This window comes from Alcanivorax sp. (assembly GCF_040119285.1).
Classification (GTDB): domain Bacteria; phylum Pseudomonadota; class Gammaproteobacteria; order Pseudomonadales; family Alcanivoracaceae; genus Alcanivorax.
Genome location: NZ_JBEDTY010000021.1, coordinates 1 through 25,686 on the forward strand (window position 1 = coordinate 1; position 25,686 = coordinate 25,686).

Annotated in this window: 22 protein-coding genes; 7 read left to right on the forward strand and 15 right to left on the reverse strand. The window is 55.8% G+C overall.

Going from position 1 to position 25,686, the window contains the following annotated elements; genetic code table 11:
- Window positions 1-105: 105 nt before the first annotated feature.
- The 7 genes from ABNH10_RS05710 to ABNH10_RS05740 all read right to left on the reverse strand — a co-directional run bounded on the left by ABNH10_RS05710 (window position 106) and on the right by ABNH10_RS05740 (window position 5,955).
- The gene (locus ABNH10_RS05710) at window positions 106-450 is read right to left on the reverse strand and encodes a transposase family protein (protein ID WP_349385039.1); all 345 of its coding nucleotides are present in this window, start codon (window positions 448-450) and stop codon (window positions 106-108) included.
- A 237-nt stretch (window positions 451-687) separates the two neighbouring features.
- Window positions 688-945, reverse strand: a complete 258-nt coding sequence (locus ABNH10_RS05715; RefSeq protein ID WP_349385040.1) for a hypothetical protein — start codon at window positions 943-945, stop codon at window positions 688-690.
- Window positions 946-1,005: 60 nt separating this feature from the next.
- Window positions 1,006-1,416 carry a GFA family protein gene (locus ABNH10_RS05720; RefSeq protein ID WP_349385041.1) on the reverse strand — a complete coding sequence of 137 codons (411 nt, stop codon included), beginning with the start codon at window positions 1,414-1,416 and terminating at the stop codon, window positions 1,006-1,008.
- A gap of 15 nt (window positions 1,417-1,431) precedes the next feature.
- Window positions 1,432-2,043, reverse strand: a complete 612-nt coding sequence (locus ABNH10_RS05725; protein WP_349385042.1) for a DUF1287 domain-containing protein — start codon at window positions 2,041-2,043, stop codon at window positions 1,432-1,434.
- Between the two features lie 294 nt (window positions 2,044-2,337).
- Window positions 2,338-3,021, reverse strand: coding sequence for a hypothetical protein (locus ABNH10_RS05730; protein ID WP_349385043.1), 684 nt, complete (start codon window positions 3,019-3,021; stop codon window positions 2,338-2,340).
- Between the two features lie 901 nt (window positions 3,022-3,922).
- Window positions 3,923-5,455, reverse strand: a complete 1,533-nt coding sequence (locus tag ABNH10_RS05735; protein ID WP_349385044.1) for a GNAT family N-acetyltransferase — start codon at window positions 5,453-5,455, stop codon at window positions 3,923-3,925.
- Between the two features lie 125 nt (window positions 5,456-5,580).
- Window positions 5,581-5,955, reverse strand: coding sequence for an NUDIX hydrolase (locus ABNH10_RS05740; RefSeq protein WP_011588377.1), 375 nt, complete (start codon window positions 5,953-5,955; stop codon window positions 5,581-5,583).
- A gap of 45 nt (window positions 5,956-6,000) precedes the next feature.
- Here ABNH10_RS05740 and cobB point away from each other — a divergent pair, with 45 nt between their 5' ends.
- The 3 genes from cobB (at window position 6,001) to ABNH10_RS05755 (ending at window position 9,113) form a co-directional block, all read left to right on the forward strand.
- Window positions 6,001-6,711: a Sir2 family NAD+-dependent deacetylase gene (gene cobB, locus ABNH10_RS05745; protein WP_349385045.1), complete on the forward strand. Its 711-nt coding sequence runs from the start codon at window positions 6,001-6,003 to the stop codon at window positions 6,709-6,711.
- A 217-nt stretch (window positions 6,712-6,928) separates the two neighbouring features.
- Entirely contained in the window at window positions 6,929-8,002 is a 1,074-nt protein-coding gene (locus tag ABNH10_RS05750; RefSeq protein WP_011588375.1) for a 3-deoxy-7-phosphoheptulonate synthase, read from the forward strand.
- A gap of 280 nt (window positions 8,003-8,282) precedes the next feature.
- Window positions 8,283-9,113 carry an ion transporter gene (locus ABNH10_RS05755; protein WP_349385046.1) on the forward strand — a complete coding sequence of 277 codons (831 nt, stop codon included), beginning with the start codon at window positions 8,283-8,285 and terminating at the stop codon, window positions 9,111-9,113.
- 54 nt (window positions 9,114-9,167) lie between these two features.
- Here ABNH10_RS05755 and ABNH10_RS05760 read toward each other — a convergent pair whose 3' ends face one another.
- The 5 genes from ABNH10_RS05760 to nirB all read right to left on the reverse strand — a co-directional run bounded on the left by ABNH10_RS05760 (window position 9,168) and on the right by nirB (window position 16,986).
- Window positions 9,168-10,019: a peroxiredoxin family protein gene (locus ABNH10_RS05760; RefSeq protein ID WP_349385047.1), complete on the reverse strand. Its 852-nt coding sequence runs from the start codon at window positions 10,017-10,019 to the stop codon at window positions 9,168-9,170.
- Between the two features lie 85 nt (window positions 10,020-10,104).
- A complete protein-coding gene (locus ABNH10_RS05765) occupies window positions 10,105-12,735 on the reverse strand; it encodes a nitrate reductase (protein ID WP_349385048.1) in 2,631 nt (876 codons plus the stop codon).
- A gap of 50 nt (window positions 12,736-12,785) precedes the next feature.
- Window positions 12,786-14,081 (reverse strand): NAD(P)/FAD-dependent oxidoreductase, encoded by a 1,296-nt coding sequence (locus tag ABNH10_RS05770; RefSeq protein ID WP_349385049.1) that lies wholly within the window; start codon window positions 14,079-14,081, stop codon window positions 12,786-12,788.
- Between the two features lie 25 nt (window positions 14,082-14,106).
- Window positions 14,107-14,451 (reverse strand): nitrite reductase small subunit NirD, encoded by a 345-nt coding sequence (gene nirD / locus ABNH10_RS05775; RefSeq protein ID WP_011588370.1) that lies wholly within the window; start codon window positions 14,449-14,451, stop codon window positions 14,107-14,109.
- 3 nt (window positions 14,452-14,454) lie between these two features.
- Entirely contained in the window at window positions 14,455-16,986 is a 2,532-nt protein-coding gene (gene nirB / locus ABNH10_RS05780) for a nitrite reductase large subunit NirB (protein WP_349385050.1), read from the reverse strand.
- A 323-nt stretch (window positions 16,987-17,309) separates the two neighbouring features.
- Between nirB and ABNH10_RS05785 the strand changes: the two genes are divergently transcribed.
- Complete coding sequence (locus ABNH10_RS05785) at window positions 17,310-18,779, forward strand: NarK family nitrate/nitrite MFS transporter (protein WP_349385051.1); 1,470 nt, start codon at window positions 17,310-17,312, stop codon at window positions 18,777-18,779.
- Between the two features lie 83 nt (window positions 18,780-18,862).
- On the forward strand, window positions 18,863-20,569 hold the full coding sequence (locus tag ABNH10_RS05790) for a bifunctional protein-serine/threonine kinase/phosphatase (RefSeq protein WP_349385052.1): 1,707 nt from the start codon (window positions 18,863-18,865) through the stop codon (window positions 20,567-20,569).
- Between the two features lie 75 nt (window positions 20,570-20,644).
- On the opposite strand, the gene ABNH10_RS05795 is transcribed toward ABNH10_RS05790, so the two are convergent.
- Complete coding sequence (locus ABNH10_RS05795; RefSeq protein ID WP_349385053.1) at window positions 20,645-21,199, reverse strand: DUF1285 domain-containing protein; 555 nt, start codon at window positions 21,197-21,199, stop codon at window positions 20,645-20,647.
- Window positions 21,196-21,831 carry a TetR/AcrR family transcriptional regulator gene (locus tag ABNH10_RS05800; RefSeq protein WP_349385054.1) on the reverse strand — a complete coding sequence of 212 codons (636 nt, stop codon included), beginning with the start codon at window positions 21,829-21,831 and terminating at the stop codon, window positions 21,196-21,198. Before ABNH10_RS05800 ends, ABNH10_RS05795 begins: the two co-directional genes overlap by 4 nt.
- Before the next feature lie 200 nt (window positions 21,832-22,031).
- Between ABNH10_RS05800 and ABNH10_RS05805 the strand changes: the two genes are divergently transcribed.
- Window positions 22,032-23,165 carry an aminotransferase class V-fold PLP-dependent enzyme gene (locus tag ABNH10_RS05805; RefSeq protein ID WP_349385055.1) on the forward strand — a complete coding sequence of 378 codons (1,134 nt, stop codon included), beginning with the start codon at window positions 22,032-22,034 and terminating at the stop codon, window positions 23,163-23,165.
- A gap of 48 nt (window positions 23,166-23,213) precedes the next feature.
- Window positions 23,214-24,056 (forward strand): hypothetical protein, encoded by an 843-nt coding sequence (locus ABNH10_RS05810; protein WP_349385056.1) that lies wholly within the window; start codon window positions 23,214-23,216, stop codon window positions 24,054-24,056.
- Here ABNH10_RS05810 and ABNH10_RS05815 read toward each other — a convergent pair.
- Window positions 24,021-25,682 (reverse strand): S1 family peptidase, encoded by a 1,662-nt coding sequence (locus ABNH10_RS05815; RefSeq protein WP_349385057.1) that lies wholly within the window; start codon window positions 25,680-25,682, stop codon window positions 24,021-24,023. The genes ABNH10_RS05810 and ABNH10_RS05815 overlap by 36 nt on opposite strands.
- Window positions 25,683-25,686: the final 4 nt, after the last annotated feature.

The following is a 25,686-nucleotide window of genomic DNA, read 5'->3' on the forward strand; positions in this document are numbered from 1 at the left end:
TCGTGTTGCTTCAGGACCGCCAGGATTTGGCTGTCGGAAAATCGAGACTTCTTCATCATTCGCTCCTTGTGCGATCAGTGTAAAAGTCTCTACTCAAAACCTCGATTAATTTTCGGGGGGATTACACTCCGCCTGCTGGCGCAATCGCTCAGTAAGGCGGGAATAGACGGACAACCAGCTCAGGGCTTCACGGCGGACACCGCAGCGAGGGCAGCGAAGTCGTCTTACCGGCACCTCAAGCCAGGTTCGATACTCAAACAAATCCCGATCCCGAATGCGGCGCACATTGACATCATGAATCAAGGAGCAGGCTTGTAGGCAGCCACTACAGTGAGGGGTGTAACTGGGGTCTGGCTGCAGCTGAATCAGGCACTCAGAGGCCGAAAGGCGGGAGAAATGGCCAGGAAGAAATCCTTCCCAGCCAGTCCACGGAAACGTAGCATCTGGCATGGCGGCAGTGTCCTTGTTGTGTTGCTTGGTCGCACAAACAACTTAACTCGGTGCACTGTCCGCCCATACCTATTTCACTCTAATCCGCGATGAACCTTTTCTATGCCACTTATAGTTAGTGCATGCCTTCATGCCTTCATGCCTTCATGCCTTCATGCCTTCACTGGATGGTGGACGGTTTTAGGGAAAGTGTCACGCTACAGGCAAGGAGCCCATGACTAATAACTGCGCGATGTTTTAACCGAGGCTGATATATGCCAGCGCGGCGACCACCCCGGCAATCTGGAACATAACGGCCATCACAGCCGCTGGCCGCGTCCACTCATATCGATCCAGAGCAAAGACAATCACGCCAAGAACAATACACAACGCAGCAGGCTCTCTGAGTTCGGAAGACGGGCCAGACACGGGCAGCCAAATGCCGGCAGCCCCAAGCACCACGCCCAGAAAAACGTCCAGAATGGCGACAGCCCTGACCACCCAGGCGTTAATCATCGGGCACCTTTTTAAACGAAAAATACGGCCCCATGGCCATCGTCTGTTAAACCAGCACGCTTACGGCTGTCGATCGAAGGTTTTCGCCCCTTCCGGAATCTTGAACCAGTCCTGTTTCTCGCTGATCCAGATATGCGCCTGGGGCTCAAGAATACTGGTATCAGCCAGATTGGCGGGCTTTAATTTAAAGCTGTCCGGTTCATCCGGGTTGACGTGATATATACGATTGCCACAGGTAGGACAGAACATTGCCGCACTGGTATTGCCACTATCTGCAGTCCGCAGCCATTCACGCATTTCGCCGTGAAACACGATGTCCTGGGCACGAACAACAGCGGTTAAGCTGAACGCACTGGTGGACAGTTTCTGGCACGCCTTGCAGTGACAGGCCAGCACCTTCTGGGGCTCGGCCAATAACTGGTAGGTCACTTCCCCACACTGGCAGGAGCCGTCGATTGGATAGGTCGCCATCGTTTCCTCCTTTGCTTATTCAGAACTATCGCCCGCAGGCACATACCGATAGTGCCCGGTAATACGGTAATTAAACAACATGTCTTCCAGACGAGGTCCCGCGCCAATGTTATGCACGATCTTCGTGTGGCCCGTGCTCGCCGACAGCTTGTCAGTCACGATACCGATATGCGGCAGGTTACCGGGCAACATCCAGGTTACCAAATCTCCGGGGCGATAATCCGATGGGGTCTGGCTCACCGGCAACGAGGTGCCATGGCGAGTAAAAAAGGCTTGTAGATTGGGTACACGACGGTGATCAATATTGCGATCCGTGGAGTTTAGTCCCCAGATTCGTTTGGACGGATAAGCCGAGAAGTTGGCAGTAATATCCTCATGGACTTTTACCTGTAGATCCGTGCCAACGGCACGGTAAGCGCGAATGATGACATCCGTGCAGACCCCAATATTCGCCGGCACATCGCCGTTGGGGTAATCCAAACGATAGTAGGCACCGTTGTAGGTCACCTGATGTTCAGTGCGTTCAAGCGCCGCCGCCACCAGACTCTGTTGAAAAGCGTTTGCTTGCTCAACGCCGGACAACAGCACCCAAAGTAACGCCAACCCAAGTGCCAGGCGTTGCGGCATATTCCTGCCCTCTTTCCCTCATCCATTCAACGGATTCTTCCCTTCCAGTTAGCAGAAACTCAACGTGAACCGTCAGCCATCAACGCTCTCCGGGCTTCATGAAACGCACGGGGCAAGACCTGACCCTCGTGTCCCGTTTCTAGTCAGGTTGGAGTTCATTGTCTCTCCAGAAAATTAAGGGGCATTTGGGTTACATAAAGCCTGACAGGGCAACGGGAAGACTATACGTTCCTGCGCCAGCCAGGAAATTTACTGTAGATGTAGTGGGCGTCGCCGTTCCTGCACTGGTTAGGACTATCCTTGGCCATATTTAGTAGTCAGTAAAGATGCCCACCGTTCCGAGTCTTGCCCTTTCATAATACCCATCCATTGAAGTGATGAGACGTATCCAAAATAACTGGAAAGGTAGTGTCCAACTATCTCTTCTCTGTTTTCTTTCATCAAACAATAGGAATACTGCTCTATGTAGATCGATAGCGAGCCCAAGAGATTGCAGAGACCAGAAAAGCTTTCTAGCTCCAAGGGACTCCAGTTTTTTGAGAGGATACTTTGCGCATGTTCTCGATCACCATTCACCCCATCGCTAGACTGAATTTTGCTTCGAATCTGATTCAACGCACTTCCCAATTCAAAAATTTGACCATCGTTTCGTTGAACATGCTTCGAAACTAAGCGACGAATTTGGGATTCTGCGTGTTCGATTACGAGCTGCCATTCTCTCTTTTTTTCGTTAGCTCTCAAATATTCCCATTGCCTACTATTAGTCGCGTTTGTTTCATGCAGTGTTAATAGCAAACCTACCAGCGCAAAGAAACTTAGAATCGGGCTCAAGACACCGCCAAAATAGGCTCCAAATGCTCCCCACTCAACAGGTACCGTCGAAATTGGCCTTCCGCTGAAACTGTATAAATACGGCAATACTGCGACTGCCGCCGAGAGAAGAGCCAGAAGGCCTACTGCAATGTACTTTCCCTTCATTCATACTCCATATTCAGGGCTGAAATACGTCCTAACGCCCGCCTCAAGCCGCCGTAGGTCGGCCTGGAGGCCCTTGTTATCCCGCACCTGCCACAATCGCAGACACAAACGGGCACGCGGCCTGACAAAGAGCCTTATCTCTAGCTCGTGACGGCGATTTCTGACCGTGCTCAAAGTTACATCTGATCTGATATATCACCATAAACAGAGCCACGAGACGATCGATTGCTGTTGTTGCTTTGCCGTAGGATTGAATGTATCTAGATGTATCTCTGCCACTCCTCCTCATATCAACTACCGGCAGTGACATTAGGACGCGGACGTTTTCAGCATTAGAATCCATCAGGTTCTGAGCAAAATCTTCGTCGAAGTTTGCACGTAAATAGGATTCTATTAAGCCCCGCTCATTGCCATTCCCCGCGAACAAGTTGTTGAATCCTCGCCAGAAATTACTAAGCGCGTCGAATGGATCTCTATTTGCTTCCCCTCGACGCCACCATTCATTTGCTTTCACTTGCCCCCCCGAGGCATAACAGGTATCAGAAATCCCTCTCGACTATCCAATGACTGCGAGGGCTTCCTGTCACATTTATAAAGTTCATATACCGACCGATAAAAGCAGAAATCTCAGCGGGTTACAACGAGGGCCTTTCCCAGTGGCGGTGATATGAGGAAGGCGGCATTTCCTAATAGGTGCGAGGGGGCCAAGTTTTACTATCTGTTTGAGCACAGATGACTGGCGTAAGTACTATTTGGGCGAGGTTGTTCGCGGCTCAAGCGCCGTATTCGCTTCGCTCACCCTTCGGGCCGCACTACGTGCGTTACTTCGCTACGCTACGTTCCTACAGCATACTTCTGACCGGGAAGTGCAGGCAGGGCCGGACGGCCCTGCCCTGAGGGTTTAGTCTTTCTTTTTCCAATCCAAGCTATAAAGATCATCCCGACGATCGCGCAGGTTGGTCACCGAGCCTTCCCGGTGCAGCAATTTCAGTTTTTCCAGGTCCACGTCCGCAAACATGAGCATTTCGGTATTGGGGACCGATTCACTGATGATGGCATCGTGGGGAAAATAAAAATCGCTGGGTGAAAACACCGACGACTGGGCGTACTGGATATCCACCGCATCCACCCGGGGCAAGTTGCCCACGGAGCCGGAGATGGCCACGTAGCACTCGTTTTCGATGGCCCGGGCCTGGGCACAGTGACGTACGCGCAGGTAGCCGTTTTTGGTGTCGGTCCAGAACGGCACGAACAGGATGTCCATTTTCTCGTCGGCGAGAATCCGGCCCAGCTCAGGGAATTCCACGTCGTAGCAAATCAGGATACCTACCCTACCCGCGTCGGTATCGAACACCCGTAACTTGTCGCCACCCTGGATCACCCAGTCACGGCGCTCGTGGGGGGTGATGTGAATCTTGTACTGGGATTCCACCGAGCCATCACGGCGCATCAAGTAGGCCACGTTGTAGACCTTGTCCTCCTCAATCACCGGCATGGAGCCGCCGACAATATTGATGTTGTAGCTCACCGCCATGTCCGCCAACGCATCGCGGACTTCTTCGGTGAAGCTAGCCAGGAAGCGCACCGCTTCCACGGAGTTCAATTCTGGCCGTAGCCCCATGAGCGGTGCGCTGAAGAATTCCGGGAGCACCGCGAAGTCGGCGCGGTAATCGGACAGCGCGTCGATGAAGAACTCCACCTGATTGAGCAGGTCTTGCACGTCGCGGGCGGCGCGCATGCGGCGCTGGACCACGCCCACGCGCACCACGGTACGGCGCGGCCATTCGGCGTCGTCATCTTCCGGTTCGTAGAGGATGTTGTCCCATTCCAGCAGCGTGGCATAGCCGTGGGAATCTTCATCTTCCGGCAGGTAGGCCTTCATAAGACGTTTCACGTCGAAGCCATTGGAAAGCTGGAATGACAGAATCGGGTCGTAGATGGCGCGGGCTTCTACCTGTTCGATATATTCGGTGACCTCCATCTGGTCGGAATAATGGGTATAGCCCGGCAGCCGGCCACCGGCCAGTATAGCGCGCAGGTTTTGCTCGCGGCACAGCTCTTTACGAGCTTCGTACAAGCGGCGGCCCAGGCGATAGCCCCGGTATTCCTTGTCTACAAATACATCCAGCCCGTAAAGTGCATCGCCTTCGTTGTCGTGGGAGCGCACCTTGTCGTCGGTGATCAGGTCTTCGTAGCGATGCGGGTTGGAGAAACGGTCGTATTTAACTTTGATAGTCAGTGCCGTAGCCACCAGTTCGCCGTTGTCTTCAATCACCAGCTGCCCGTCTTGAAAAATGCGGATCAGGGTTTTGATGGTATCTTCTGGCCAGGCGCCACCGATATCGTGATACACCTGATTCATCAGACGCGCCAACGCGGGATAATCCTCGTGCGTCAGCGTTCGCAGGCGCAGGCGAGTGGTTTCTTCTGCCATGAATAACTCCTTGTGTTGACGCTTCACGCACCACGGCGCAACGCGAAAAAATTCTACTGCCTTCCCCCCGCACCCACGTTTCAGCACGTCAGGCTACGGTGGGTTTGCTTTATCGTGATACGCGGTTAAGCATTAAGCGGCGGAAAGGAAATCAGCCAGCACATTTGTTGATTCTGCAACGCATGCATGCCGCTGGGATAGAGGGCCACGCCATCCGGGCGAATAAAAAGAACCCCGCCTTCATTCAAGCCAACAAACCCGGATTGATGCTCTTGAACAAAACCACATTCTTCGCTCCATTGCGGCTGCAATGGCGCTGGAATGGTTTCGTAGCCAATGACACCATTGGCTAGAGGGTCGTCGATGGCGACCCGATCGCGATACAGGCCAACGGCGTCCTCGCCCACCAACAACACCATGCCCTGATGAAAATGCAGCAGGGTCACGTTGCCGCGCGGGGGCAGGCTAAGGTTTTCCTGTTGATCGATAATGGTGTCCATAGAGGCTTCCAAGAATAGGGGTGTAACGGGATACAGGGTACTTAAATGGCTGAAAACATTGTAATACTTACTGGCGCCGGAATCTCGGCGGAATCGGGTATCAAGACCTTCCGAGCAGCAGACGGCCTGTGGGAAAACCACCGGGTAGAAGATGTCGCCACCCCCGAGGCGTTCTTGCGCAACCCCCTGCTGGTGCAAAACTTTTACAACCAGCGGCGCCGGCAATTACTCACAGGGGCAATCAGGCCCAATGCAGCCCACCAGGCGCTGGCCACGTTAGAGAAAGCTTTGCCGGCGGGCAAGGTGTTGTTGGTTACCCAGAATATCGACAACCTCCACGAGCGCGCCGGCAGCCGTAACCTAATCCATATGCACGGCGAGCTACTCAAAGGGCGCTGCCAAACCAGCGGCGGCCTGGTCGATCTGGACCATGACCTAACGGTGGCCCTGCCCTGCCCGTTGTGCGGGGCGAAGGGCTGCCTGCGCCCCCATGTGGTCTGGTTCGGTGAAATGCCCCTGCAAATGGAAGCGATCTACCGCGTCCTGTCTCAGTGCGATCGTTTTATCAGCATCGGCACCAGTGGCAATGTCTACCCCGCCGCCGGCTTCGTGGAAGAAGCCAACCGGCACGGGGCGCACACGGTGGAATTGAATTTGGAGCCCTCCCAGCAGCTCACCGCTTTTGCCGAACATAGGCATGGGCTGGCTACTGAACTGGTGCCGAGGTATGTGGAAGAACTGATCGCCGGGGTATAATCCCGTTCGTCATACTTGCATCACGAAAGACCGCCAGCATGGCTCCCCGCCCTAGGTATGATTGCTCCACCCTATGGCGCAGACAGGCCCCTTGATATTTCTATAGCCGCCTGATTCCGCTAGACTGCTGAACCTCTACAAAAGGAGTGTCAGCCAGAGCCCGCCGCGCAAAAATAGGGCACGGGGCCTCCAGCAACTACAGGTAGCAAAGCACATCATGACCGACAAGCAGGTAGACGACCTTAATATCGCCTCGCAGGACGTATTGATTACGCCCAACGCGCTGAAGGAAAAACTGCCCCTCAGCGATAACGCCCGCCAAACCGTCATCAGCGGCCGCGAGACTATCCGTAATATTCTGGACCGCAAGGACCACCGCCTGTTTGTGGTGATCGGCCCCTGCTCGATCCACGATACGGACGCCGCCATGGAGTACGCCACCCGGCTGAAAAAACTGGCCGACGAGGTGAGCGATACTATCTACTTGGTGCTGCGTGTTTATTTTGAAAAGCCGCGTACTACCGTGGGCTGGAAGGGCTTGATCAACGACCCTTACATGAACGATTCCTTCAAGGTGGAAGAGGGCCTGCATATCGCCCGTAAGCTACTGCTGGATGTGGCGGAACTTGGCTTGCCCGCCGCCACCGAAGCGCTGGACCCGACTACTCCGCAATACTTGCAGGATCTGATCGCCTGGAACGCCATTGGCGCTCGCACCACCGAAAGCCAGACACACCGGGAAATGTCTTCCGGCCTGTCCAGCCCAGTGGGCTTCAAAAATGGCACTGATGGCAGCCTGGATGTGGCAGTGAATGCCATGCTCAGCGTGCAACATCCCCACCGCTTCCTGGGCATCGACCCGGAAGGCCGCGTGGCGCTAACCACCACTAAAGGTAACCAGTACGGGCATGTTGTGTTGCGTGGTGGTGGTGGCAAGCCGAACTACGATTCCGTGTCCGTTGCATTGGCCGAGCAGGCGCTGGAGAAAGCCGGTGTGTCTACCAACATCATGGTGGATTGCTCCCACGCCAACTCCAACAAGGACCCGGGGCTGCAACCGCTAGTGATGGAAAACATTGCCAACCAGATTCTGGAAGGGAATGAATCCATTCTCGGTTTGATGGTGGAGTCGCACCTGAAATTCGGCAACCAAAAGATCCCGCCGAACCTGGATGATTTGGAATACGGTGTGTCCATCACCGATGGTTGTATTGCCTGGGACACCACCGAAGAAGCCATCCGCAGCATGGCCGACAAACTGCGCGACGCGCTGCCCAAACGGCAGAAATAACGCTCCGCAGTATCCCAATACGCCCCAAGGACGACTACTGTCCTGGACGTTTGGGCCGCCACAAATAGAGCCTCATTTGAGGCTCTATTTTTTTGTCTGGTCGGTTACGACCGGTATGCTGCAAACGGCTGGCCATGATTAAAACCACCCGGCGGTGTTCAGTAACGGGTGAGGTAAAGTAAGGCTCTGTGAGCGATGTTGGCCTAAGTGGTCATCACTGCCTGAACAAGACACAATATGCCCGGCTTTGTTCATTCATGCTTAAGGACACAACCCACGTATGGAAAACCTGCGGCAACGCTGGCAGCACATTATTTTCGGCACCGACACTCCCGCCGGACAGCTATTCGATATGCTATTGATTGTGGCGATCCTGGGCAGTGTGGTCGCGGTCATGCTCGACAGTGTGGCCAGCCTGCATGAACAGTACGGCGTAGTGCTGTACGCCGCAGAATGGTTTTTCACTATCCTGTTTACCATTGAATACAGCATTCGGTTATGGGTTAGCGAGCGGCCATTGCGTTACGCCCGTAGCTTTTTCGGCATCGTAGACCTGTTATCGATTATTCCCACCTACCTTAGTTTGCTGATTCCTGGCTCCAATTACTTGCTCACTATCCGTGCTCTGCGAGTACTGCGTGTGTTCCGGGTAATGAAGCTGGCCAAGTTTATGGGCGAGGCGAACCAGTTGGGCATCGCCTTGATCCGCACTCGGCGAAAAATCGCTGTATTTATGTTCTCCGTGTTTGTGGTGATTATTATTTTTGGCAGCCTGATGTATGTGGTGGAAGGCCCGGAGCACGGCTTTACCAGCATCCCTCAAAGCATTTACTGGGCTATCGTGACTATTACCACGGTGGGCTACGGAGATATTTCACCGCAGACCGGCTTTGGCAAAATGATCGCCTCACTGGCCATGATTACCGGCTATGCGATTATTGCGGTGCCCACCGGGATCGTCACCGCAGAGATTTCCGCTGCTCGGGTGAGCATGCGTTATGAACGTGAATGCCCCAACTGCTATCGGCATTCCCACGACCCCGACGCCCGCTTCTGCCAGCAATGCGGCGAAGAACTGCCCAAGCTTTCCCTGAAAGGACCGGATGATTAAAGACAGCGGCAGATTGCCAGCTTCTAGCTCGTAGCTAGAAGCTGCCCCCTGCTGTTAGCTGTCAATCAGCCCTTTCTCTTTTAACACCTGAACAAACAACGCCGGTTCCGGGCGTATTCGGTAATTATCGGTCAAGTGTTGATACACTAGGCGCCCTTGCCCATCGACGATTAACACCGTGGGCATCACCGTATCGCTGTCATAACCCAACGCTTCCAGGCCAGCGGGAGTCCCCCCCGCATCAACAATACCCAAGGCGTGCGCCGCACGATTATCGTCATCACGAAGGTACTCAAACTCCACATCAAACTGCTTGGCCAAATCCGCAGATTGGCTGTGAGACTGCGGGCTAATCAACGCCACCCGAGCACCCTGGGACTGCAACGACTGGTATTGTTCAGCCACTTCACGAATCTGCGCCATACAAAGCGGGCACCAATTACCCCGGAAGAACAACATCACCAACGGCTGCCCCGCATAGCTCGCCACCGTTACCGGCTTACCATTCAGGTCACTAAAGGTAACGTCAGGCAGTGGCTCGCCTATCACCACATTCGCTTGTCGCACACCGTAACGGCTGTACCAACGAATATAGCCGTGCACACCAAGCAAGTTAATAATGGCCAGGCTGACCACCACCACACTGGCTTGCCCGGCCAGCGCCAGGCTGATCACCGCCAGCGTGCCAAGCAAGGTCGGCCAGAAGACGCCTGGCAGGTTCGCACTGGTGCGGGCAGGCTTGAGCAGAAACAGGTAACTGAAGAACAGCACCGAGGGTAAGCAGGTGAACAACAACACCGCCCAGGGCCAGCCACCACCGGTAAATAACTGCCAAAACGCTATGCTGGAGGTACACACCGTCAAGGCAATAAACCCGGAGATAAACAAAGATTTGAGGCTTTTCATCAGCATTCCTATTTCGAATCAGATATTAAGATGCGAAATAAATGCCTACGTTACAACCTCACTCGCGCAGGCAGAGAAATAACCCTCATGTGGTACACGTTTCCAATAGGCCGCGCAGTTCCGGAATACAGGAGCCACAATTGGTGCCTGCCTGGCAGCATTGACCAATGGCCTCCACACAGTCGGCACCCTCCTCCACAGCGCCCTCAATGGTCTTCTGGCGGACCTGAAAACAGCTACAGATAACCGGCCCCAGGTCTGGGCCGGCATCGGCAGGTTGCCCAGCGAGAATGGCCATGTGTTGAATATCGGCGCCCTGCGTAAAACAGTCGGCCAACCAATCCACATCGCATAGCGGCAGGGTTTCGCCAATCGCCAGCCAGGCCAGTAAACGGCCATCCTTGTCCAGCGCGGCACGCCGGTAATGACCCGTGGCAGGATCGTTGAGCGCCAGCCACTGCGCTGCCTGGGGCAACCAATCGTGGAGTTGTTGTTCGGTTAGGTCCGCATCGCCGGCCAGCCGATAACGCTGTACTTGGCCCGCCTGCAAAAATGCATCTACGGGAACGCGGGCCCAGTACTCCACGGCGGGTGGGGACGCCGCCGTGAACAACCAGCCATGCCAACGGGGTTGCCAGTCGCTGACATTAACCGGCGTATGCTTGAACGCTGGCTGGCCGGAATGCGGATCTAAACGTGCCGGCACGAGGGCATCCACCCGAGCGCGGCGAGAAAATTGATCGGTCCAGTGCATGGGCATGAATGCGGTACCTGGCCGCTGCCCGGTGTCGCGGGTCACCCGCACGAGAGCATCACCGACACGGCTGGTCAGGCGTACAAAGCCCCCCTCCTGCAGTCGGTAACGCTCAATATCCTTGGGGTGCAAGGCCGCAAAGGGTTCGCTAAGGTGGGCAAACAAACGCCCGGCACGGCCGGTGCGCGTCATGGTGTGCCACTGGTCTCGGATCCGCCCGCTATTGAGGATAATCGGGAAGGCATCGCCGATGACGCGCACCGGCGGATTCTCGCAGGCAATGAAACGGGCGCGCCCACTGGCAGTAGAAAAGTGACCATCGCCATAACATCGAGGGCCACTATTGAGTGGCCACTGTTGTGGTTGCCACTGGGCATATTGGTCGGCGGTCAGGTCCGCAGCGGCGGTCAGATCCAGCCGCTTGCCAAATTGACCCGCCAGTGCGGTAAGCGCCGAGAACTCGGCAAAAATTTCGTGTTCATGCTGGTAGGGAAAGGCATCGGCAAACCCCATGCGTTGAGCAACTTGGGTAATAATCCACCAGTCTGCCCGGGCCTGGCCGGGAGCAGTGACAAACGGGCGCTGGCGCGACATGCACCGCTCAGAGTTGGTCACCATGCCGGATTTCTCACCCCAGCCCAGCGCGGGCAAGCGAATATCCGCACAGGCCAGGGTGTCACCGCTGGCCACGCAATCGGACACCACCACGGTGTCGCAGGCCATTAGGGCTTGGCGCACTTTATCCGCTTCCGGCAAGGAATCCACCGGGTTGGTGGCCATAATCCATACTGCTTTCACTTTACCGCTGGCCACCGCCTGAAAAAGATCCACTGCGGTGAGGCCATTCTCTTTGGCCAATGCCGGCGCCTGCCAGAAATCGGCCACCGCCGCGTGGTGTGCTGGGTTATCGATATCCAGATGCACCGCCAACTGATTCGCTAGGCCTCCCACTTCCCGACCGCCCATGGCGTTGGGCTGGCCGGTGATGGAAAAGGGGCTGGCGCCAGGCTTGCCAACCCGGCCAGTGGCCAGATGCGCATTGATGATGGCATTGCCCTGATCCGAGCCGTTGCGGGCCTGATTCACGCCCTGAGAAAAGACGGTTACGGTGCGGTCGCAGGCAGCAAACCAGTGATAGAAGGTGGTCAGATCCACCTTGCTCACGCCCATGTACGTGGCCAACGATGCCCAGTCATTGCCCTGGCTGCGGGCTGTATCCAGTGTGGACTCAAACCCTTCGGTATGGGCGTCAATGTACGCTTGATCCAATGCGTTGTTATCGTCGAGCCAGGTGAGCAAACCATTGAATAAGGGCACGTCCTGCCCGGGACGAATGGCCAGGTGCAGATCAGCCAAGTCACAGGTGGCCGTGCGGCGGGGGTCGATCACCACCACTTTCATTTCCGGGCGCGCCTGTTTCGCCGCAGCAATGCGCTGGTACACAATAGGGTGCGCCCATGCCGTATTGGAACCGGTCAGGATGACCAGGTCCGCCAGCTCCAGGTCCTCGTAGCAACCGGGCACCACGTCTTCACCGAAAGCGCGCTTGTGGGCAACCACTGCACTGCTCATGCACAGCCGGGAATTGGTATCGATATTGGCGCTGCCGATGTAGCCCTTCATCAGCTTGTTGGCCACGTAATAATCTTCGGTCAACAGCTGGCCGGACACATAAAAGGCCACCGCATCGGGGCCGTGTTCGTCCACAATACGCCGAAACCGCCCAGCGACCTCATCCAGTGCCTGATCCCAGGACACCACATCGCCCTCCACTTCTGGATTGAGCAGACGATCCTGGTCCCCCAAGGTTTCCAGCACAGAAGAACCTTTGACACAAAGCCTACCGGCATTGGCCGGGTGCAAGGTATCGCCTTTCAGGGACGTGCCATCGGTGCTGATACCACAACCCACACCACAATACGGGCAGGTGGTACAAATGGGCCGTTCGGTGTTTTTTGCCATATGTTTTCCTGCACGGTTTTCTCCGACATTGCCGGCTGCCACTTCCGCCTTCACGCCGCCACTCCCTCTGCATTATCACCCTTGTCACCGGGGCGCTTGCAGAACGCCTCACCCAGCAACAGGGTTTCCCGCAGGGCGCTAATATCAGTGCTATCACGCCATAACGTTTCGAAAAACGGGGCGTCAGACACATCGCCATACAGAACCATGCCGACCACACGGTTATCGCGAATTTGCAAGCGGCGATAACTGTCCGGCAAGCTCAATTGCAGTGTCTCACCCTGTTCGATTTCATTCTTTTTCTCGCCGAGAAAATCCCCGCAGGACACCAGGTCGATACCGGAAATTTTCAGCCGGGTGGCAGAGTCGGCGTAAAGATAACGACGATGACCCATTTCCGCCAAGTGGCTAGCGCAGACCGAGGCCTGTTCATACAGCGGAGCAACCAAGCCAAAGGTACGTTCACGGTGCTCCACACACTCACCAATAGCGTAGATGGCCGGATCAAAGGTCTGCAGGGTATCGTCAACTCGCACTCCCTGATTTACGGTCAGGCCAGCCTGAGCGGCCAGCTCTGCCCGCGGCACAATGCCCACCGCCTGGACCACATAATCCGCCGGCAAACGCTGGCCATCCGCCAGATGCACTGCGGCCACACGGTCGGGGCTGTAGCTGCTTGAGCCTTTTTTATCCTCTTTTTTTCGAACAGAACAACCTTCAATTGACTGGGTCCGCGCGTGCATCACGAACTTGATCCCGCGGGCTTCCAGGTCCTTCTGCAAGCGATGGCCAGCGGCCTCATCCAGCTGCTGGTTGAGCAGGTGCCCACGGCTGTGTACCAAGGTGACGTCATGCCCCTGCTTCACCAAAGCGTCTGCCGCTTCCAGCCCTAAAAAACCGCCGCCGACCACCACCACCCGCGCCGCCGAAAGCGACAACAAGCGCCGAACGTCATACAGATCACGAAAACTGACAACGCCTTTCAAGCCAACGCCGTCCACCGGTAACTGGCGTGGCCCCGCCCCTGTGGCCAGCAATAGCCGATCATAATCAAGTACGTGCCCAGCGGCGGTTTCCACCTGGCGGCGGCGGCGGTGAATGGCCACTACTGGGGTGCCGGTGATCAGGCGAATGCTCCGCTCCCGATACCACTGGTGAGGGTGCGTGGTAATAGTATTTTCATCCGTGCTACCACCCAACAGGGGGGACAACATGACGCGGCTATAGCCGGCAAAGGGCTCATCCCCCACCACCGTGATCTGATACAGATCCGGTGCCAGGCGGGTCAGCTCTTCCAGTAAGCGGCAAGCCGCCATACCGTTACCCACTACAACCAGTCGTTTCATTACTGCATCACCCTCTCGATTCGCTTCAGGCCGAGGTGGCCAGCTCAATCACATCACCGACCACGCGCACCGGATAGACCTTAAGCTTGACGCTGTCGTCTTCGATGCACTGCCCGGTTTCCAAATCGAAGTGCTGCTTGTAGAGGGGTGAGGCAACCACCCGTTTGTCACCCAGCGAGCCCAGCAGGCCCCGGCTAATCACGTTGGCATGGCTAAACGGGTCCATGTTGTCTAGCGCATAGAACTTTCCATCCCTGGTACGAAAGAGTGCCGCCTGCCCCGTGGCCAGGCGTACGCCCACCCCGGTGCCGGGCAACACATCGTCGACGCTGCAGATTGTTTTCCATTCAACCGCTACTGCATTGTTCATGGCTTACGCCTCCTCAACCAGCTCGATACGTTCATGCTCGTAGGCGGGACGTCGCTGGCCACGTTCACGCACGTAGGTCAGGTTGTCATCCGCTTCAGCGGTATCATTGATAAAGTGATTGAAACGTTTCACCGCTTCGGGATCTTCGATGGTGGACTTCCACTCACACTGGTATGTCTCGATCACGTGTTGCATCTGTGCTTCAAGCTCATCGCCCATGCCCAAGGAATCGTTGAGGATCACGTCTTTCAGGTAATCCAACCCACCTTCTAGGTTTTCCAGCCAGACACTGGTGCGCTGCAAACGATCCGCTGTTTTGATGTAGAACATCAAGAAACGATCAATGGTTTTAATCAGCTGTTCATCGGTGAGATCGGAGGCAAACAGATCCGCATGGCGCGGGCGCATACCCCCGTTACCGCACACATACAGGTTCCAGCCTTTCTCCGTGGCAATTACGCCCACGTCTTTGCTCTGAGCTTCTGCACATTCGCGGGTACAGCCACTCACCGCCATCTTGATCTTGTGCGGGCTACGCAGGCCTTTGTAGCGGTCCTCCACTTGGATCGCGGTGCCCACGGAATCTTTCACCCCGTAGCGACACCAGGTAGAACCCACACAGGACTTCACCGTGCGCAGGGATTTACCGTAGGCGTGCCCGGTTTCAAAACCGGCATCGACCAGAATCTTCCAGATTTCCGGCAGCTGCTCCACACGGGCACCGAACAAATCCACCCGCTGGCCACCCGTAATCTTGGTGTAGAGATCGTATTGCTTGGCTACCTCGCCCAGCACAATCAGTTTGTCCGGAGTGATTTCACCCCCGGCCACCCGGGGCACAATGGAATACGTGCCGTCGCGCTGCATGTTGCCCAAGAAGTAATCATTGGTGTCCTGCAGGCCGGCATGGGGTTTGTTGAGGACATAATCATTCCAACAGGAGGCGAACACCGATGCGGCCGTAGGCTTACAGATCTCGCAGCCGTCACCACTGCCGTGTTTTTCCAGTAACTCATCAAACGTGGTTATCTGACCGACGCGTACCAGGTGGTAAATTTCTTGGCGAGAATACGGGAAGTGCTCGCAGAGATGGTTGTTTACTTCCACACCGCGTTTTTCCAGCTCACTGTCCAGCACCTGTTTCACCAGTGCGGAACAGCCCCCACAGGTGGCCGATGCCTTGGTGCAGGCTTTCAAGTCGCCCACGGTCTGGGCGCCACCATCGATGGCAACACACAGGTCTCCCTTGGAGACATTATTACAGGAACAAATCTGCGCTGAATCCGGCAGTGCATCTGCACCCAGTAGAGGCGCGCCGTCTGACACAGGGGCCACCAAGGCAGAGGGGTCACCGGGAAGATCCATGTCGTTCAGGCAGAGCTGCAACAGGTTACCGTAGTCGGCAGCATCCCCCACCAACACCGCACCCAGCAGTTTTTTGCCACACGCACTGATCACCGCCTTTTTGTAAATCCCCGCCGTCTGATCCATAAACACGGTACTGCGACAGCCCGGCGTGCTGCCGTGAGCATCTCCGATGGATGCCACATCCACGCCCATCAGCTTCAGCTTGGTGCTCATGTCCGCACCTGCAAACTGCTTTTCTGCTTTTCCTATCAGATGTTCTGCGGCCACTTCTGCCATCTGGTAACCCGGCGCCACCAGCCCGAAAATGCGTCCTTCCCATAGCGCCACTTCACCGATGGCATAAATATGCTCGTCGGAAGTGACACATTGGTTATTGACCACAATGCCGCCGCGCTCGCCGATGGCCAGCTCACAAGCCCTACCCAATTCGTCCTGAGGACGGATCCCGGCGGAGAAAACAATGACATCGGTTTCCAAATGCTTGTCGTCACCGAAGTTCATTCGATGAGTGCAGGTTTCACCGTCGACAATATCTTGTGTACCGGTGCTAGTGTGAACGGTGACACCCAGCTCCTGAATCTTGTCTTTCAGCAAGCCGCCGCCAAAATCATCCACCTGCACCGCCATCAGCCGGGGAGCGAATTCCACCACATGCGTTTCAAGCCCCAGGTCGTGAAGCGCCTTGGCCGCTTCCAGGCCCAACAAACCCCCACCGACTACGGTGCCCACCTTGCCGTTCTTGCTGGCAGCAATCATGGCATCCAGGTCGTCAATGGTGCGGTACACAAAGCAGTTGTCGCGGTCGTTGCCGGGAATCGGCGGAATGAACGGATAGGAGCCGGTGGCCAGCACGACCTTGTCGTAAGACAGAGTTTCACCCGTATTGGTGGTGACCGTTTTGCCGGCGCGATCAATCGCGTTCACCTTGGTGTTAAGTTTCAGCGTGATGCCGTGCTCTTCGAAGAACCCTTCCGGCACCAGCGACAGGTCGGCGACGGTCTTGCCGGAAAAATAACTGGTCAGCCCTACTCGGTCATAGGCCGGCAGCGGCTCGGCACACAGTACCGTAATATCAAAGTGCTCTCGGCCACCCAGGGCTACCAGAGACTCCAGATAACGTTGTCCGACCATCCCGTGGCCGATCAGAAGAAGTTGTTGCTTTGCCATAAGGCTCACCCTCGCGGTGCGTAACTGACACCTCCACTACAGCAATCCTTATGCCAACTAACTAACCCATTGAAATAAATGAACTTATTTTGTTTTCGCTCGAGCAACAGCAGAAACCCTGCTTTCTTTTAATGCGTCGATGCACGAGAAAAAGGCACTTCGTTGTGCACCGTATTGACCCAAAAAACGCTCCCCTTTTGCGCACACATTGTTTGATCGCCTGTGTCTATTCAGAAATACCCCATTAAAAACATGAGCTTAAACACATGGCACAGGAGTTGCTCAGACTCTCTTATCGTTAATCGCCCATGCACGGAGATTTCATGAGCGCTCAAAACTTGAACCTGTTGAACCTGTCCCAGCCTCGTATACGGTTACTGCACCTAAGCTGGGTTGCCTTCTTTATTACCTTTGTGGTGTGGTTTTCCCACGCCCCATTAATGGGACACCTTCGCGAGGCTTTCGACTTGAGCGCGGAACAGGTCAAAGCATTGTTGATCCTTAACGTGGCATTGACCATCCCGGCTCGTGTGGTTATCGGTTCCCTGGTCGATCGCTTCGGGCCACGCCGGGTGTTTGGTCTGCTGCTGATACTGGCGGCCTTTCCCTGCTGGGCATTCGCCCTATCCACTACCTTTGAACAATTGGCCGTGACACGTTTGCTTATGGGCTTCGTTGGCGCTGGCTTTGTGGTCGGCATTCGCCTGATTAGTGAATGGTTCCCTGCGCGGGAAGTCGGCCTGGCAGAAGGCGTTTATGGTGGCTGGGGTAACTTTGGTTCTGCAGCGGCAGCCATTACTTTACCAACCATTGCCATGCTTTTTGGGGGTGAAAACGGCTGGCGCTGGGCCGTAGCCAGCACCGGTGCGGTAGCATTGCTATACGGTATTTTTTTCCTGTGGCGCGCCCGTAATACTCCCGCTGGCTCCTCCTACTTCAAGCCCAAGAAAGCCAGCGCTCTTGAAGTCAGCACGCGAAAAGATCTGTTCTTTTATCTCTTGATGAGCCTGCCACTTTATATTGCCCTGCTGGTTATTGTCTGGCGCCTTGGGCCAACCAATCTTGATCTGTTCGGGGGTACGACCCAAATTCTGCTGGCGGCACTGATTATCAGCCTTGCCATTGTGCAGTTAGGCCAAGCCTGGCGCGTTAATCGCGACCATTTGAAAGAAGGCGTTGCCGAACACGATCGCTACAGTTTCAAGCAAGTGGCCATTCTCGACTTGTCTTACATGGTGACATTTGGCTCTGAACTGGCGGTGGTTTCCATGCTGCCGCTTTTCTTCAGTGATACGTTCAGCTTGTCTGCGGTTACCGCTGGCCTGCTGGCATCCGGTTATGCGTTCATGAATCTGGTTGCACGCCCCGGTGGCGGCTGGGTATCGGACAAGTTCGGCCGCAAAAAGTCTTTGGCCATCCTGTTGTGCGGGTTGATGGTAGGTTATGGACTGATGAGCCAGATCTCCGGTACCTGGCCCATCGCCTTGGCCGTCATTGCCACCATGTGCTGCTCCTTCTTCGTTCAAGCTGGAGAAGGCGCGGTCTTCGCCACGGTGCCGCTAATCAAGCGTCGCCTCACCGGCCAAATTGCCGGCATGGTAGGCGCCTATGGCAATGCGGGTGCGGTGATCTTTCTTACCGTGCTGACCTTCGTGGAGCCTTCTACTTTCTTCCTGGTCATTGCCGCCAGCGCCGCCGTTGCGTTGGCTGCCGTACAATTCCTGGATGAACCCAAAGGCCACATTGCAGAAATTGATGAGAAAGGCGAGGTGCAGCTCATCAAGGTGAGTTGAGGCACATCTGTTACCGGGTAAGCGGCAAGCTGTGCCCGCCCGGGCCACCGCTCACATCACGCTATCGGTATAGGAGCACAAGAATGGAAGTGTCCACCGGCCCCGCTGGCAACGCCGACATCATGGCCGAACCCGACCTACACCCCCGTGTACGGATCGGACAATTCAGTGACAGCGGCCCCAAGCTGCACAACCAAGATGCCTTGGCTATGCAGGTACCGGAAGGGTCACTGCTGCGTACCAAAGGCATTGTCGCCGCCTTGGCAGACGGCCTGTCCAGTGCCGGCGCCGCTCGAGAGGCAGCCGAGTCCTGTGTACTGGGTTTTATCAATGACTACTACGCGACCCCGACGTTGTGGAGCGTACCGCGCTCTGCGCAACGTGTACTGGAAGCCCTGAACCGTTGGTTGTGCCGCCAGACACTGGCTGGCGACAACCACCTGTGTACACTTTCTCTGCTTATTTTGCGCTCGCGCACCGCGCACATTTTTCAGGTTGGCGATTCCCGCGTATGGCGCATGCGTCACAACAGGCTGGAATGCCTGACTCGCGATCACAGCCGCAGAATCGGCGCAAACCGGCAGGTGCTCACCCGCGCTATGGGAGGGGATACTCGGCTGGACGTGGACTACAGCAGTGTGGATTTACAGGTGGGCGATATTTATCTCTTGTCCAGCGATGGTTTACACGGTTTCCTGGCCCGTTCAAGAATGCAAGGCATTCTGCGTGAAGCCAACCAACCAGAGCTTGCCGCCAGAGCATTGGTGCAAGCCGCGCTGGCTAACGGCAGCGACGACAACGTAAGCTGTCAGGTACTGCATGTCGACGGGCTACCGGACGCCAGCGCCGATGAAACGCTGAAACAACGTGGTAACCTGCCCCTTCCCCCTCCGCTTTCCCCCGGTATTAAAATTGATGGCTTTACGGTAAAGCGTGAGCTTTACGCCAGCGTGCGCAGCCACCTTTATCTGGTGGAAGATAAGGAAGGCAACGCCTCGGTACTCAAAACACCCTCGATCAATCTGGAAGATGACCGTGATGCACTGGAACGCTTCGTCATGGAAGGCTGGGTGGGTAACCGGCTACGCAACCCGCATCTATTACACGCCTTGCCGCTACCCGAAAATACGTCCTGCCTTTACCAACACCTGGAATTTATCGACGGTGTGACACTGCAACAGTGGCTCAGGGAACACCCGGACGCACCGGTTGAAGAAAAGCTGTATTTGGCGGATCAACTACTCAACGGGGTGCGCGCCCTGCACCGTGCCGATGTGATTCATGGTGACCTGAAGCCAGGTAACATTATGGTGGACACTGACGGGCTGGTGCGCATTGTGGATTTTGGCAGCTGCCATTGTCGTGGCATGGAACAAAATACCGCCAGTATTCCTCTGGGCACCAGGCATTACAGCGCGCCAGAACTGGTAGAAGGCGCCACTCCAAGCGAGCAAAGCGACCTATTCTCCATCGCGGTGATCATTCATGAAATGCTCACCGGCACCCTGCCTTGGCAAGGCCGCTATGAAAAAGCGTCACACCGGCCCCTTACACCGCTGCAAAGCCATAATGCATTTATCCCGCTATGGATTAACAACGTACTGCAACTTGCGCTACAACGGCAGCCCAAGCTCCGTTTTACCGATGCAGCAGAGTTTCGCGATGCCCTGCGCCGCCCCGTTCGTAGTAACAAACCTGTGGCAGACAGTAATACCCAGCAATTAAGAATGTGGAAAGGGGCCGTTATCGTACTGGCCGTGCTGTTGCTGATCAGCGTAACACTTCGCTGATCAGCCAGGGAAAGGGGACTTATAAAATTACGCTACGGGACTCACCCGACAATACTGACCAACAGAGGCCAGCGATTAGTCTACCAAGCTACCCAGAGAGAACGTTTTGCCATTGCTGCTTACTTGCAGGATATCGCCCTGTTGTTCGGCCCAATCGACCAGCTGATAAAACGCTGAACGCCCAATCAATGCCGTCAGATTGTCACGCACACACAGGTAGGGAGAAGGCTCACCGGTCTCGCTGTCGGTATTAACCCAGAGAGGATGGTCGTCTCCGGCAACCACATGGCTGCCCACATTGGTGGTAAACACTAATTTTGTGGTGCCACCCTCTTCTACTTGCTGTACTTGCGTCGCCACAAACGGCGCATCATCGACCTGAATACGCAATTTTTCCACCGGGGTAATCAGAAAATAATCGTCTTTTTCGCGCAACAGAATAGTTGAAAAAAGCGCCACCATTCTGGCCCGCTCAATAGGCGACTCCTGATAAAACCAAGTGCCGTCCCGGGCGATGCGCATGTCGATATCCGCATGACGTTCCGGATTCCATTGAAGCACCGGCGGCAGGCCGGTTTCATCATCGGCTGCTTTTTCCAGTAGCGTAAGCAGCTCCTCGGCTTGTTTCATCGCAAACCTCGCTGTCCTTTGTTCCCCATACGGATACCAATTTCAATAAGGAAGTCGAGAAAGTCATCCTTGTCATCAATCAGTTTTTGGTAAAACGGTGACTCCATCAATGCCGCCGCACCATGGGCCAGTGCCCAAGCAGAGCAAATGTGATAGATGGCCGGCACCTCTTCCAGCGATCCTTCTTCCATTCTCGCCTTCACAATATCGGTGAGCCGAGCAAAGTTGGCTTTGCGGATGCTGTGTAGTTTCTCTACCAACTCCGGCAGCGCGTGGTCCTTGATGACCTTGTTTTCCAGCCGATCAAACAACTGGTATCGCTTAGGATCAGAAATGCGGAAACGAAAATATTCCCGGGCCAGCTTTTCCTTATTATCCACGTCGGAAATCTGTTGGAATACCCCGGCCAGGTCTTCTTCGTAGCGCAGCATCAACAACAGGTAAATTTCGTTCTTGGTTTCAAAATGCTTGTAGATGGTCCCTTTGCCGATACCCACCCGGTCCGCAATCATTTCCACGGTTACTCGGTCTTCACCTTCTTCCAGAAAAAGGGCCAGAGCGGCATCGAGAATCTCACGTTCTCGCTGACGAAATTCCTGTGCTTTGCGCGTGGCTTTTTCCAGATCACCCATCTATTTCTCCTTGCGCCCACGTTGGTAGCGGACTGAACAGTCGCAATTCTAACGTATTCCCTTTTGCACGCCTATCCGCTAACGCCACTGCAACCTCTCAAAACGCAAGGTGGCCATACTGTTCATGGAAACCCAACGCCGGTTAGCATAGCGTCATGGTGTACAGCACCGCTCACTTTCGCCCATCGCATGGAGGCAACATGGCTAACGCAGACAGCTCTCCGCTGGATATTGCAACACAATTCCCCCAACAGGACGGCTTGCTCTACCTGAACCACGCTGCCGTGGCACCATGGCCTCAGCGCACTCAAGCGGCGGTGAGCGAGTTTGCCCGGCAAAACGTACATATCGGCGCACGGGATTATCCGCACTGGCTAAAAGTGGAGCAGCAGTTACGTGAGCGTTTGGCCTGGCTGGTGGGAGGCGTCAGTACCGACGAGATCAGCCTGCTGAAGAACACCTCAGAAGGGTTATCTGTTATCGCTCAGGGTCTTCAATGGCATGCCGGTGACCAGATTATCATCAGCGATCAGGAATTTCCCTCCAACCGCATCCCCTGGCAGGCCCTAGCAGACCAAGGGGTCGACGTGATCGAAGTGAATCTGGAGGGCGACAACCCGGAACAGAATGTCATTGACGCCATGGGGCCCCGTACTCGTCTGGTGTCACTGTCGGCGGTTCAGTATGGCTCAGGCCTGCTGATGGACATGGCCCCCATCGGCGCCGCCTGCCGGGCACAAGGTACGTTGTTCTGTGTGGACGCCATCCAGATACTCGGCGCATTACCGTTTTCTGCAGAGCGGGTACAAGCAGATTTTGTGGTAGCCGATGGTCACAAATGGATGCTTGGCCCGGAGGGGCTCGCCCTGTTCTACTGCCGCCAGGCAGTCCAGGACCAACTCATCCTGCGCCAGCACGGCTGGCACATGGTGGCCGATCCGGGCAATTACACCCGCAAGGACTGGCAACCCGCTACCACCGCCAAACGCTTTGAATGCGGCAGCCCAAACATGCTTGGCGCCCATGCCCTGAATGCCTCCCTTTCGGTACTTCAAGACACCGGGATGGATGTGGTAGCTAACGCGCTGCAGGAACGGGTACAGCGACTGATTGATGGACTACATAGTAAAGGGGCTTCATTGCTTAGCCCCACCGCCAGGGGGCGCCGGGCAGGCATTGTGACCTTCCTTTTGCCACACGAAGCTCCCAACGAGACCTTCCAACGCCTGAAAAAAGGCGGAGCAGTGTGTGCTGAACGGGGCGGCGGCGTTCGCTTATCACCGCACTTCTACACGACCAATTCGGTCATCGACCAAGCTCTGGGCCTGCTGTAAGCTCCTGAATCTCGTACGTGCCTCGTTATGGATACCGGAGCCTCACACATGAACCGACAGCTGGCCTTTTATCAATGGATCTGCCGCCGCTTACAGCGCGATGAGCAGTTCAAAGACCAGCCCAGCACCGACCTGGAAAGCCTGCGCACGGTGCTGAAATCCTGTGATGTGCTACTGGTGGCGGGTCACAGCAATGTAGACCGGACTTTCAAGGTGATTGGTGATAGCCGCTATGCTCGCGCAGTGCTCTACATCGGGCGACTGCACGATGTAGCCGACCCTGCCCTGCGAGCCCTGCTCGCAGATTACACCCCCTGCGAACCAGATACCCAATTGGTGATTGATGCCCGCCTGGAACGGGGGCTTATCGTAGAACCATTGTCTGCACTGGAAGGCCGCCAGATCCGCGTATGCCGGGCTCAGGGCCTAAGCGAAAATGAAGCTCAGGATGTCCTGCGCTACGCCATCAGCCGTATTGGTGCCGGGGGCTCCCAATCCTGGGGAGCGCTAGCCATGATGACCCTGCTGCCTTGGCGCTTGTTGCCCCTGCGCTGGCGTGCCGGACTGTTTCGCCGCTGGGCCGGTGAATTAATTAAAGCGCTCAGCGGCACCGTGGTGGCTGATGCTTTCAGCTTTGTGCAGTTCCCGGTAATGCCGTTGGTAAAGGAAAGCGAACCCACTGCCCGCTTGCTCAGGCTGCAACCTCGCGCTATTACCGCTGCGGACTTTGACCACTCCCCCTATTTCGAGATTATCAAGGCACCTTTCCAGCTGGATGCCGTTCCCAAAGGAATTGATGCTCTGCCCTGGAAAGGCAATCAGGGTGCGCTGGCGCCAGAACGCCAGCGCCATTTGTCACTGGTTGAGCCGCCGAACGGAAACCACGGATAACAGCGCCAGCAGCAACCAAGACACACTGCCACCTCCACCGCCGCCGCCGCCACCGTCACCTCCATTGGCACTCCCCCCCGTGGACGCGCTGCGTGCCTGGGCGGGTTGAGTACTGGCGACGCTATCGCTGGCCGGATAATCACCATTATCCGTCCATACCCGCACCAGCAGGTTGTCGTCACCCTGACCTTCTAACAGCAACGTCTGGGATGCCATTTCCCCGGGGGCCAGATCGCCTAATCCACATTGCATCTCAGAAACGCCGGAACAATTCTCTGGCAATTGCGTCGCTCGCCAGCCGGACGGCACTGAAAAAGCCACCCGCACCCGCGCTGCGGCTTGATGCGTCGCCACATTGGTGACTTTGGCATTCAACTGTACCAGGCCATCATTGCCACGCTGGGTCGTCAGACTGAGCACCACATCCGGCTCATTACTGAACACTAGCTTGAAACTTTCGCCCAGGCTGGCGAAGTAATCATGAGAGACGCTGCTGATCGGCTCAACACGAACTTCATCAGCCCAGCGGGCATTGGTGTCGCTACTAAAAGAAATACTGTAAGTAGAGGTTTGCTGCCCCAAGGCCAGATCGGTACTGCCACGGCAGTCGGTATAACCGGTGTTAGCAACACAGGTCAGCCCGGGCACTCGCACCGTCAGTCCTTTTTTATGGGCAATTCGCAGGCCCACGTTGTTGGCCTGGGTCTGCTGGCTGGTGTTGGTAATGCGAGTACGCAATATCGATGATGCCCCCGGATTGTTATAGGTATCAGCGGTTTTGCCGGTGAGTTCAAGGTCAACAAGGCTTCCCGAGGTAGTTTGCTCAAGCCAGCCCAGATAGCGGTCCACGCGGGTATATACCGCTGGAACACCGGCCGTGGCGCACTTTTCATGGCCGTAGCTGGTAATCCCCACCAGCCACTGCTGCCCAGGCTCGCCGTAAACCAGCGGCCCGCCACTATCTCCGCGGCAAGAGTCCTGTGCAACCCCCTGGGGGTTCATTTCACCCGCACAGATCTGATTACCGCTCAAGTTACCCCACTGGCTGGAACAATCCCCGCTGGACACATAATCCACACTGGCTTCACGCAGGGAACTGGAAAGGCCATAGCCGCTGGGTGAGGTAGAGCCCCAGCCCATTATCTGTAGCGCTTCATCGTGGCTTCCACCAGCTAGCGCAGAAACTATTTGCGATTTAGCCAGATCCAGCGGCGTCGCTTGACTATCGGAAGACAACCGCAGCAGCGCCAGATCATTGTGGAAGGTCGCTGCGCGGTAATTCGGATGGATTCGCACTGCGGAAACAGACAACCGTTCAGGGGGATTTGCTTCTGTTCGGTCCAGACTTCCCAGTGCCACAAACAATTGCCCAGCTTGCAAGGTGGTACCGTTGGGAGTCACCACACAATGTGCAGCTGTCAGCACCCAGCCCGGGGCCACCAAGGTCCCACCACACAACGTGGCAGCATAGGCGGGGTTTCCGGATTGACTGACTTCCACCTCGGCCATCCACGGTCGGATGGTTGTTACATCCTTTCCCCCGACAATTCGAGGCTGAGCGTCAAGCGCCGATACCGCTTGTGCCAAGCCCATTACCAATAGCAGGGCGAACATCAAACGACACATAAAA

Coding starts and splice junctions, on each gene's coding strand:
- ABNH10_RS05710 (WP_349385039.1), bottom strand. CDS start 450: ATGCCAGATGCTACGTTTCCGTGGACTGGCTGGGAAGGATTTCTTCCT.
- ABNH10_RS05715 (WP_349385040.1), bottom strand. CDS start 945: ATGATTAACGCCTGGGTGGTCAGGGCTGTCGCCATTCTGGACGTTTTT.
- ABNH10_RS05720 (WP_349385041.1), bottom strand. CDS start 1,416: ATGGCGACCTATCCAATCGACGGCTCCTGCCAGTGTGGGGAAGTGACC.
- ABNH10_RS05725 (WP_349385042.1), bottom strand. CDS start 2,043: ATGCCGCAACGCCTGGCACTTGGGTTGGCGTTACTTTGGGTGCTGTTG.
- ABNH10_RS05730 (WP_349385043.1), bottom strand. CDS start 3,021: ATGAAGGGAAAGTACATTGCAGTAGGCCTTCTGGCTCTTCTCTCGGCG.
- ABNH10_RS05735 (WP_349385044.1), bottom strand. CDS start 5,455: ATGGCAGAAGAAACCACTCGCCTGCGCCTGCGAACGCTGACGCACGAG.
- ABNH10_RS05740 (WP_011588377.1), bottom strand. CDS start 5,955: ATGGACACCATTATCGATCAACAGGAAAACCTTAGCCTGCCCCCGCGC.
- cobB (WP_349385045.1), top strand. CDS start 6,001: ATGGCTGAAAACATTGTAATACTTACTGGCGCCGGAATCTCGGCGGAA.
- ABNH10_RS05750 (WP_011588375.1), top strand. CDS start 6,929: ATGACCGACAAGCAGGTAGACGACCTTAATATCGCCTCGCAGGACGTA.
- ABNH10_RS05755 (WP_349385046.1), top strand. CDS start 8,283: ATGGAAAACCTGCGGCAACGCTGGCAGCACATTATTTTCGGCACCGAC.
- ABNH10_RS05760 (WP_349385047.1), bottom strand. CDS start 10,019: ATGAAAAGCCTCAAATCTTTGTTTATCTCCGGGTTTATTGCCTTGACG.
- ABNH10_RS05765 (WP_349385048.1), bottom strand. CDS start 12,735: ATGGCAAAAAACACCGAACGGCCCATTTGTACCACCTGCCCGTATTGT.
- ABNH10_RS05770 (WP_349385049.1), bottom strand. CDS start 14,081: ATGAAACGACTGGTTGTAGTGGGTAACGGTATGGCGGCTTGCCGCTTA.
- nirD (WP_011588370.1), bottom strand. CDS start 14,451: ATGAACAATGCAGTAGCGGTTGAATGGAAAACAATCTGCAGCGTCGAC.
- nirB (WP_349385050.1), bottom strand. CDS start 16,986: ATGGCAAAGCAACAACTTCTTCTGATCGGCCACGGGATGGTCGGACAA.
- ABNH10_RS05785 (WP_349385051.1), top strand. CDS start 17,310: ATGAGCGCTCAAAACTTGAACCTGTTGAACCTGTCCCAGCCTCGTATA.
- ABNH10_RS05790 (WP_349385052.1), top strand. CDS start 18,863: ATGGAAGTGTCCACCGGCCCCGCTGGCAACGCCGACATCATGGCCGAA.
- ABNH10_RS05795 (WP_349385053.1), bottom strand. CDS start 21,199: ATGAAACAAGCCGAGGAGCTGCTTACGCTACTGGAAAAAGCAGCCGAT.
- ABNH10_RS05800 (WP_349385054.1), bottom strand. CDS start 21,831: ATGGGTGATCTGGAAAAAGCCACGCGCAAAGCACAGGAATTTCGTCAG.
- ABNH10_RS05805 (WP_349385055.1), top strand. CDS start 22,032: ATGGCTAACGCAGACAGCTCTCCGCTGGATATTGCAACACAATTCCCC.
- ABNH10_RS05810 (WP_349385056.1), top strand. CDS start 23,214: ATGAACCGACAGCTGGCCTTTTATCAATGGATCTGCCGCCGCTTACAG.
- ABNH10_RS05815 (WP_349385057.1), bottom strand. CDS start 25,682: ATGTGTCGTTTGATGTTCGCCCTGCTATTGGTAATGGGCTTGGCACAA.